Source organism: Citrobacter sp. VF227, assembly GCF_052950715.1.
This window is the reverse complement of record NZ_JBRFVF010000683.1, coordinates 1-384: the sequence shown is the minus strand read 5'-3', so window position 1 is coordinate 384 and position 384 is coordinate 1. Positions and strand designations below refer to the sequence as shown.

At 50.5% G+C, this 384-nt stretch carries 2 protein-coding genes; both read left to right on the top strand.

Annotated features, from left to right (window positions below):
- On the top strand, window positions 1-266 hold a 266-nt coding region (locus ACU8YC_RS28550), incomplete at its 5' end, for a TA system toxin CbtA family protein (RefSeq protein ID WP_446896460.1).
- Window positions 266-384, top strand: a 119-nt coding sequence (locus ACU8YC_RS28545) for a DUF5983 family protein (protein ID WP_446896461.1), incomplete at its 3' end; no start/stop codon positions are given. The genes ACU8YC_RS28550 and ACU8YC_RS28545, both read left to right, overlap by 1 nt.

The following is a 384-nucleotide window of genomic DNA, read 5'->3' as shown; positions in this document are numbered from 1 at the left end:
CACTCAACGACACTCCGTTTAGCAACGAAGATGTGATTCAGGAACACATTGACGCCGGTATCTCACTGTGCGATGCCATCAATTTTATTGTCGAAAAATACGACCTTGTGCGCACTGACCGCAGCGGCTTCGGCGCTGAAACCTCATCACCACTTATCAGCAGCATCGATATTCTGCGTGCCCGCAAGGCCTGTGGTCTGTTGATACGCAGCGGCTACAAAACCGTGACTGACATCACCCACGGCAAATACCGCGGAGTTAATTGATGAAACTGTCTCTGACCATAGAAGCCGATGCCGTCAATATACTGGCCCTCAACATGGGTCGGATAAGCGTGGATATCGACGGTATTGAACTGACTGAACTGGTCGATGCCGTGAACAA